A 7,956-nucleotide genomic window follows, 5' to 3' on the forward strand; every position below is an offset into this window, starting at 1 on the left:
CCGGACGGTCGGCTCCAGCACCTTGCAGGCACCGCAGTCCTTGCAGCGGTACTGCTGCTTGCCGCTCGCATTGCGCCCGTTCTTGACGATGTTTTCGCTTTGGCAAACCCGGCATGTATACTTCATTGTCACTTGAATCATTGGCTTACAGAAAATACATAATGTAACTTATCAGTTATGATTTTGCCACTACCCGAATTTTTTGACAGTCCGCTATAGAGAAGTTGAATTCAATCGATAAATAATAAGCTATGAACAATATGGGCAGGAGTTGGAAATCTTAAATTTCAAGCAGGAAAGGGTTGCCAATCACCATCCTGTTTTCGATTTTTTGACCATGCTGCATGTCTTCCGAATACAAGGTTGTACAATCAGCCAAGAGTGCTGCGCTGACAATTAAGCTGTCGTAAAAAGAAAAGCCATACCGTTCCGCAATGTCCAAGCCCAATAGATGGGTTTCGACCGTCAATGGCCGGACATCGCATATTGCACGGATAGTCACTAAATATTCCCGTATTTCGGTATAGGTCATCCCTATTTTTCGTGAGGCGACCGAGGCAAACTCATTCAGCACCTGGACGCTGATAATTCCGCCTTTTGAAACAATGCCTTCAACACAGGCAGCTTGGTCACTGTCACCAGACAACAGGTGCAGCAGAATATTGGTGTCGAAAAAACAGCTAGCGTTCTTCATTCGCTTCGAGGCGGTCAAACTTGAAACCTTCCGGCAATCGACCCCTATATTTCCGGAGCCTCGACAATAATTCTTGGGGAGTCGGCTTTTTCTCAAGCTCAAAAACCCGATCATTGGCGATATGGATTTCGATGTCGTCGCCTTCTTTTAGCTGAAGCGCCTCGACGATGGCGGCAGGCAAACGGACTGCCAAGCTATTTCCCCATTTGGCAACTTGCATATTAGAGACCCTCGTTAGATATACAAAATTTAATTGTATATCTTTACAAGTGATCTTTGTCAACAATTTTAGTGATGGATTTGGGGGAAACTTACGCCGTCAATGTTGAAGAAATAACACGTAGGCTTTGTTTGGAAAATAATATAAAAATATATTTATTAATATAAACAATAATATACGATACTTCTCCATTGCAGACTGTAGCTCATATCAACCAATTTGGGAAGATCGGCCAATAACTGACCGTCACACCCATGAAAAAGCGGTCATTCACAGCGACGCTCAATTCTGTTCTGTACTGCATAGTCCTAAACAAAGAACAAATACTGTGTTGATTCCTTCATAAATTCGCCCACTCCAAGCCAAACTTCGCCAGATATTTCCTCAAGCGGTCAGAGTCGTTGGTGCTCCCGCGCTGGCTGCGGGATACGGCGAACAGCTTGCGTCCGGCTTCGGACAGGCTTTTGCATTGCTTGCATACGGCGAGGACAGCCTGCAATTGCATCCGGTCGAACAAGTCCAGTTCCGCCAGTTGTTCGGGTGTCAATAACCCGGATAAGTCGGCGGCATGCTGTTCAGTCCGGTTACCCCATAGTTTCTGCAAACGGTTGATTTCCTGGACGACGAGTTCGTTAGTAATCCGCCCACCCTCAGCCAAAGTAGCAAGCCGTAACACCGATGCACTCAAATCTCGGAAATTGCCCTGCCAACGCGCCTCGCCAGAGGTGGCAAAGCGCAGGTACTTTTGCCGTGCTTCCTTATTGAAACTGACTTTGCCGCCAACTTCGGCCGATTGTTGCGCCAACAGGTAATCAATGTTCGGCTCGATGTCTTCCGTTCGCTGCGCCAGCGACGGCAACTCATAAGTCCATAAGTTGATGCGGGCGAACAAATCTTCCCGAAACTGCCCAGCCGCCACATCTTGGCGTAAGTCGCGGTGCGTCCCGGCAATCATCTGGAAGTCGCTTTTCACCAACTTGTCGCCGCCAACGGGATAGAAATTCTTTTCCTCAATCGCTTTCAATAGCATGGCTTGTTCGTCCGCACCCAGTTCACCTATTTCATCCAGGAACAACAAGCCCTTGTCCGCACTCCTGAGCAACCCGCCCCGGTCTTGCTGTGCACCGGTGAACGCGCCCTTGACGTGGCCGAATAAGGCCGATGCCGCGCCGTCGCCGCGCAAAGTCGCGCAGTTGACTTCGACAAAGCTGCTGCTGATTTGATGTCGCGCCTTTTTCAGTTCATACACCCGCTTGGCCAGGAAGGATTTGCCCGCCCCGGTTTGCCCCATCAGCAACATTGGCGCTTTCGAGCGCACGGCGACATGTTCGATTTCGCCAATCATCCGGTTGAAGGCCGCATTGCGCGTCTCGATGCCGGACTTCAGCAAGGCGATGGCATCGGCCTCCGCCTTGGCGTAACGTTTCGCAATCGAGTCGTAATGGCTTAAGTCCAGGTCGATCAGGGCATAACTGCCGATAAGGCCGCTTTTTTGTTTGCGCGGCGGCGAGGTTTGCAGCAATACGCCTGGAAAATAACGCGCTTCCACCATCAGGAACAGGCAAATCTGCGCGACATGCGTACCGGTGGTGATGTGTATCCAGTAGTCCTCGCGCTCGGTATCGAAGGGATATTGCGCGGCAAAATCAAACAGCGCGGCGTAAACCTGTCCGAAGTCCCAGGGATCGGCAATCGTCATTTCCACGGGCGCAACTTCTGTTTCCGGCGACACCGACATGATGTCTTCGGTGAGGAATTGGAGCAAGGCCTGGTATTTCCGGTCGTAAAACAAGACCAAACGGTCGATGACCAAATCTTCATGTTGGGTCAACGACACCGTTGGCCGCCATTTTTCCCAGCGCCTCGCGCCAACGCCAGCATCCAATTGAGAGCCGATAAAGCCGATGACTACTTTTTGTTTCATGATAAATAATTATAAAGATGATATATATTTCTACTTATTACAGTATAGCTCAGCCCCTCTTATCTCAAGTAAAACTAATCTTGATAAATATATTAAATTAATTATCAATAAGATATAAGCACAAATAAGGTTATAACCAAAACTGGCACAGTTATCGCTTTGTTATAAATGTCATGTAATGAAGTTTGTGCTGACAAGCCGTGTTTCCCAACATGCTGGTGCGGTAAAACCCTAACAAGGTTGTTCTGCCGTATGCCGCCAAAGTTCAGTCATGGCAAACGGGTGTATCTGGTGATATAGGTTGGTTCGATTCCACCGCACCCTCCATTGGATAGCTCAGTGGGTAGAGCGATGGACTGATAATCCATTTGTCGCGGGTTCGACTCCTGCTCCAAATCTCGGCCTGAAAAACCGATTTACAAATAATGCAGTACGGCTGGTTGTGGAACGCGCAAGTGTCCACTGACCTTAACCGCAAAAGTAGGATCGCAAGTTAGGCAAGTCGCAACAGGCTAAGTAAAAGCAGCGGTTAAAGGATTGAATGCAATAGCAAACAAGCCCTTATCCCTGAAAATTCATTAGCGTTGCTACTCCCTGATTTGCCGGAATACGGACGCAGATAAGAGCAACCGACCAGCCCATTAAATCTTAAGGAAAGAATATGTTTAAAACAGTATTTATCAAGAAAAACGAACGAGGCTTATTGATGGAACGTGGCGATTTTGTCCGTGTTTTGGAATCCGGAGAACATCGCTTGTCTTTGAATCCGTTCAAGCGGCAAACTGTGACGATGGTTGCTGCCGACAGCGAATTCACCGATGAAGCCTTACTGAATTATTTGCAAAAGAACGAAGTTGCGCTGGTAGAACGTTATCTGCATGTCTTTGAATTAAACGACCAGGAAGCAGGTTTGTTGTACGCGAACAATAAGTTGGTCGAGACTTTGGCCCCAGGCATCCGCCGTGCCTACTGGAAAGGCGATATCGATTTTGTCCTGGAAAAAGCCGACTTATCCCAAGGCTATGAAGTGGACAAGCCATTGACCCAACGGATCAAGCAATCCTGGTTGAAAGGCCGCGAGTTGAAGGGTTCGGAAGGCTTATTGGCGGTTATGATTCCGGCTTATCATGTTGGCGTGTTAAAAATCGACGGCAAAGTTGTGCGCTTGATGACGACGGCAACCGAAGTGTTCTGGGGCTTCAACCGCGACATCTCGGTGGAAACCGTTGATATGCGTTTGCAAAACCAGGAAGTCAGCGGCCAGGAAATCCTGACCAAAGACAAGGTGGCCTTGCGTATCAGCCTGATTGCGACCTGGCAGTTCAGCGACGTGTTGTTGGCCTTTGCCAAGCTGAACAAACCTGCTGAGCACTTATACCGCGAATTGCAATTCGCCCTGCGCGAAGCCATTGGCGAACGCACACTGGATACCTTGCTGGAAAACAAGCAGTCACTGAATAAGCTATTGCTGGATGCTGTACAAGTCAAATTGGCCAGCTTTGGCATCGACGTGACCAGCGTCGGTTTGCGCGACATCATTTTGCCAGGCGAAATGAAAACCATCCTGGCGCAAGTGGTGGAAGCGCAAAAAGCGGCGGAAGCGAATGTCATCAAGCGCCGGGAAGAAACCAACGCGACCCGATCCTTGCTGAATACCGCCAAAGTCATGGAAGAAAACGCCACGGCCTTACGGTTGAAAGAACTGGAAACCCTGGAACGTGTCGCCGAACGGATTGACAAGATTTCCGTATTCGGCGGCCTGGATCAGGTTTTGAACGGTTTGATCAGCATTAAGCAATAATGTTATCCGTCTGTGCGAAACAACAATGCACGGGCGGATAACCAACTGAACTAAGTAATGGTTAAACAAAAGGTAGACGGTATGAAAAGCGGTCGTCAACGTCGAGCCGAAATCATGTCGCGGCGAAATGCAAAACGCGCCGCAAACTTGGTAAAAAATAAATATCTGAAGGGCGTATCGGTAGCCAACCAATACGGTAGGCAGCATGGAAGCGTGCCCGTAAATCCGGCTAATTTAAGCCCTAACAACAGTTATGGGATACCGGAATTTGTTAAGCGCGGTTTTTATGCAGACTTACCTTTTACTTGTAAACAGTGTGGAACGCCGCAAATCTGGACAGCCCAACAACAGCATTGGTGGTATGAATTGGCAAAGGGTGATGTCTGGACAATCGCGGTTTTATGTCGGCCATGTCGAATAAAAGAAAGCGAGCGGAAAGCGCTGGCTAGAAAAATACATTTAGAAGGATTATTAAGAAAACGGCAACTTAGCAATAACAATTTGTCTCAGGAAATAATCGCTAACAAGCAATTAATGATGCAGCTATAAAAATATGGAGAACAGTCTCATGCAACCCGAAAACTATTCCGTCATGCAAGCCGGAAACGGCAAGCCGATCAAGTTATGGACGCGCGGCGTGCCGGTAGAAGACGATGCCAAAAAGCAATTGCAGAACATCGCGCAATTGCCGTTCATTTTCAAGCATGTCGCGGTGATGCCGGACGTGCATTTGGGGAAGGGTTCGACCATCGGCAGCGTAATTCCTACCCTTGGCGCAATTATCCCGGCGGCGGTCGGCGTGGACATCGGTTGCGGGATGATGGCGGCACGCACCAGCTTAACCGCAAATGATTTGCCGGATAACCTGCACGGCTGGCGGTCTGCCATTGAGCGTGCCGTGCCTCATGGTTTGTCGCGTACGCGAGGTGGCCGTGATAAAGGTTCTTGGGAAAATACCTCGGCCAATGTGGATATACAATGGGCGGAATTACTACCGGAATTTGAGGCTATCTGCGCCAAACATAAAATCTTAAAAAACACCAACAACCATAAACATTTAGGGACGCTGGGAACCGGCAACCACTTCATCGAAGTGTGCCTGGATGAAAGCCAAAACGTATGGTTTATGCTGCATTCCGGTTCGCGCGGGGTGGGGAATCGTATCGGCACGCACTTTATCGAACTGGCGAAGAAGGATATGGAAAAGTTCTATATCCAATTGCCTGATAAAGATTTGTCTTACTTTCCGGAAGGTACCGAGCATTTCAATGACTACGTGCAAGCGGTCAGTTGGGCGCAAGATTTTGCCCGTCGAAACCGTGACCTGATGATGCAAAATGTGGTTGCGGCGATTCGAGCGATTTCGCCCAAGCCATTTACCGCTGATGTGGAAGCGGTGAACTGCCACCATAACTATGTACAACGTGAGCACCACTTCGGGCATAACGTGCTGGTAACGCGCAAAGGTGCAGTAGCGGCATGGCCGGGGCAAATGGGAATTATCCCCGGCTCGATGGGCGCGAAGTCGTTCATCGTGCGCGGTAAAGGTCAGGAAGAAGCGTTCTGTTCCTGTAGCCACGGCGCAGGCCGTACCATGTCCCGTACTGCCGCGAAAAAACGCTTCAACGTCGCCGACCAAATTACGGCAACGCAAGGCGTGGAATGCCGAAAAGATGCCGATGTCATCGACGAAATCCCGATGGCGTATAAGGACATCGATGCGGTCATGGCAGCACAGGCGGATTTGGTGGAGATTGTGCATACCTTGAAGCAGGTGGTTTGTGTGAAGGGGTAATTTGATGCCGGTTCTCGCACCGGCGGGCGAGTTTCTTTCTTTTGCTTCGCCAAGCCTCATGGATGTGGCGAATGCAGAAAATGCAGGAGCAATTTTCTGCAAAAGAAAGAAACCAAAGAAAAGGCGACCCTATGCCGCTTACTTCCTGCGTTCCTCGATTTTGACGAGGGTTGTCAAAAGGGACTCCCTGCCCCTTTGACAACGTGCGGCATCCCTGCCGCACCCCTAACGGGCTAGTCCCGTCAAAATCTCCGGTACTCGGCGCGGCATAAGGGATTTTGTGTGCTAGGCTTTAGCTATATAGTTTTGGCGTTAGCTTATTTTTTGTTGCTACAGTTACGTTGAAATAACAAAGTTTCCAATTTACTAAATACGAAGGAGTTTAATTTGTTAACAAACAGATATATGACCAGTGTTAAAAACTTACCGTCTATTTTTAATAAAATAATAGAAGGAACTGCTCCCGATAAATTTACAGTGGCGCATCTTAAAAGCATTGGTTTCAAGAGTAGTAATGACCAAGGAATTATTCCGCTTTTAAAAGACATGGGCTTTTTATCGTCAGATGGAAGTCCTACTCAACGCTACCACGCTTATCGCGATCGCTCAAACTCAAAAATAGTATTGGGAGAATCATTGCACGAAGCTTATTCAGATCTCTTTCATATCAATGAAAAACCGACTGAATCGGATAGAACAGCAATTGAAGGAAAATTTAAATCAGTCCATAACACAACAGATCGTGTCTCGAAAGAGCAAGCTAAAACATTTTTTGCCCTATTAGAGCTGGCTGATATAGATTTAAAACATAAAGCATCCAAAGCTTCGCCAAAAAAAATTGAGGATAAAACTGATATACAGGCAGAATCTAAAGAAAAAGGTAAGGAGCAATATCGAGATTTTGGCTTCGGAGGACTTAGATACAACATTGAAATACACTTACCAGCTACTAAAGACCCTGAAGTTTATAACGCAATTTTTAAATCATTAAAGGAACATCTTCTTGAAAATTAGTAAATCAGAAGTCAGAGACTGGCTTTTTCGTGGATTGATGTTCGAGGCAGATGCAGAACAATTTCGTTCCGCTGGAATCCGAGTCGGCGCTGATATGTTTGAAACAGAACGAAATCTATTAGAAGAAACATTGAGTCCATTTAGTATAGATATGCGAAATGACGCTCTTGAAATGGGACGACTTTATGCTCTTTTATATTGTTTTGAAAATTCTGTACGAAATCTTATAAGAGAACGCTTACAAGAAACTTATGGCATTAGTTGGTGGGAAGAGAAAGTACCGAAAAAAATAAAGGATTTTGCATCAGGACGCCAGAAAGATGCTTTAGAAAACTCATGGTTAGAAGGTCAAAAACGCGACTTATTAGGTTTCATTCAATTCGGTCATCTTGCAGACATAATAATTGCGAATTGGGAAGATTTCTCAGACCTTGTTCCAAGCCAACATTGGATAAAGCAACGTATGGATGAACTGGAACAAACTAGAAATTATGTCGCACATAATAGA

General features: G+C 47.2%; 10 protein-coding genes and 1 tRNA gene. 7 read left to right on the forward strand and 4 right to left on the reverse strand.

The window, feature by feature from the left end; all coding sequences use genetic code 11:
* The 4 genes from MGMO_RS16080 to rtcR all read right to left on the reverse strand — a co-directional run.
* Positions 1-141 (reverse strand): IS1/IS1595 family N-terminal zinc-binding domain-containing protein (locus MGMO_RS16080; RefSeq protein WP_036308399.1); only part of this gene is annotated, 141 nt, incomplete at its 3' end.
* A gap of 139 nt (positions 142-280) precedes the next feature.
* Complete coding sequence (locus MGMO_RS16085) at positions 281-694, reverse strand: PIN domain-containing protein (protein ID WP_023496129.1); 414 nt, start codon at positions 692-694, stop codon at positions 281-283.
* Positions 681-914 carry an AbrB/MazE/SpoVT family DNA-binding domain-containing protein gene (locus tag MGMO_RS16090; protein ID WP_023496130.1) on the reverse strand — a complete coding sequence of 78 codons (234 nt, stop codon included), beginning with the start codon at positions 912-914 and terminating at the stop codon, positions 681-683. The genes MGMO_RS16085 and MGMO_RS16090 overlap by 14 nt, the downstream gene beginning before the upstream one ends.
* A 340-nt stretch (positions 915-1,254) precedes the next feature.
* On the reverse strand, positions 1,255-2,838 hold the full coding sequence (gene rtcR, locus MGMO_RS16095; RefSeq protein ID WP_023496131.1) for an RNA repair transcriptional activator RtcR: 1,584 nt from the start codon (positions 2,836-2,838) through the stop codon (positions 1,255-1,257).
* Between the two features lie 329 nt (positions 2,839-3,167).
* On the opposite strand from rtcR, the gene MGMO_RS16100 reads away from it, so the two are divergent.
* From MGMO_RS16100 to MGMO_RS16130, 7 genes are all read left to right on the forward strand, one after another.
* A tRNA-Ile gene (locus tag MGMO_RS16100) sits at positions 3,168-3,232 on the forward strand.
* A 267-nt stretch (positions 3,233-3,499) separates the two neighbouring features.
* Positions 3,500-4,639, forward strand: coding sequence for a slipin family protein (locus MGMO_RS16105; protein WP_023496132.1), 1,140 nt, complete (start codon positions 3,500-3,502; stop codon positions 4,637-4,639).
* A gap of 81 nt (positions 4,640-4,720) precedes the next feature.
* Positions 4,721-5,188 (forward strand): zinc-ribbon domain containing protein, encoded by a 468-nt coding sequence (locus MGMO_RS19155; RefSeq protein WP_023496133.1) that lies wholly within the window; start codon positions 4,721-4,723, stop codon positions 5,186-5,188.
* A 19-nt stretch (positions 5,189-5,207) separates the two neighbouring features.
* Positions 5,208-6,434 carry an RtcB family protein gene (locus tag MGMO_RS16115; RefSeq protein ID WP_023496134.1) on the forward strand — a complete coding sequence of 409 codons (1,227 nt, stop codon included), beginning with the start codon at positions 5,208-5,210 and terminating at the stop codon, positions 6,432-6,434.
* Between the two features lie 4 nt (positions 6,435-6,438).
* The gene (locus tag MGMO_RS20095) at positions 6,439-6,633 is read left to right on the forward strand and encodes a hypothetical protein (RefSeq protein WP_036308397.1); all 195 of its coding nucleotides are present in this window, start codon (positions 6,439-6,441) and stop codon (positions 6,631-6,633) included.
* Between the two features lie 188 nt (positions 6,634-6,821).
* Positions 6,822-7,448, forward strand: coding sequence for a DUF5343 domain-containing protein (locus MGMO_RS16125; protein ID WP_023496135.1), 627 nt, complete (start codon positions 6,822-6,824; stop codon positions 7,446-7,448).
* Positions 7,438-7,956 (forward strand): Swt1 family HEPN domain-containing protein (locus MGMO_RS16130; RefSeq protein WP_051384072.1); only part of this gene is annotated, 519 nt, incomplete at its 3' end. The genes MGMO_RS16125 and MGMO_RS16130, both read left to right, overlap by 11 nt.

The organism is Methyloglobulus morosus KoM1, assembly GCF_000496735.2.
Classification (GTDB): Bacteria; Pseudomonadota; Gammaproteobacteria; order Methylococcales; family Methylomonadaceae; genus Methyloglobulus; species Methyloglobulus morosus.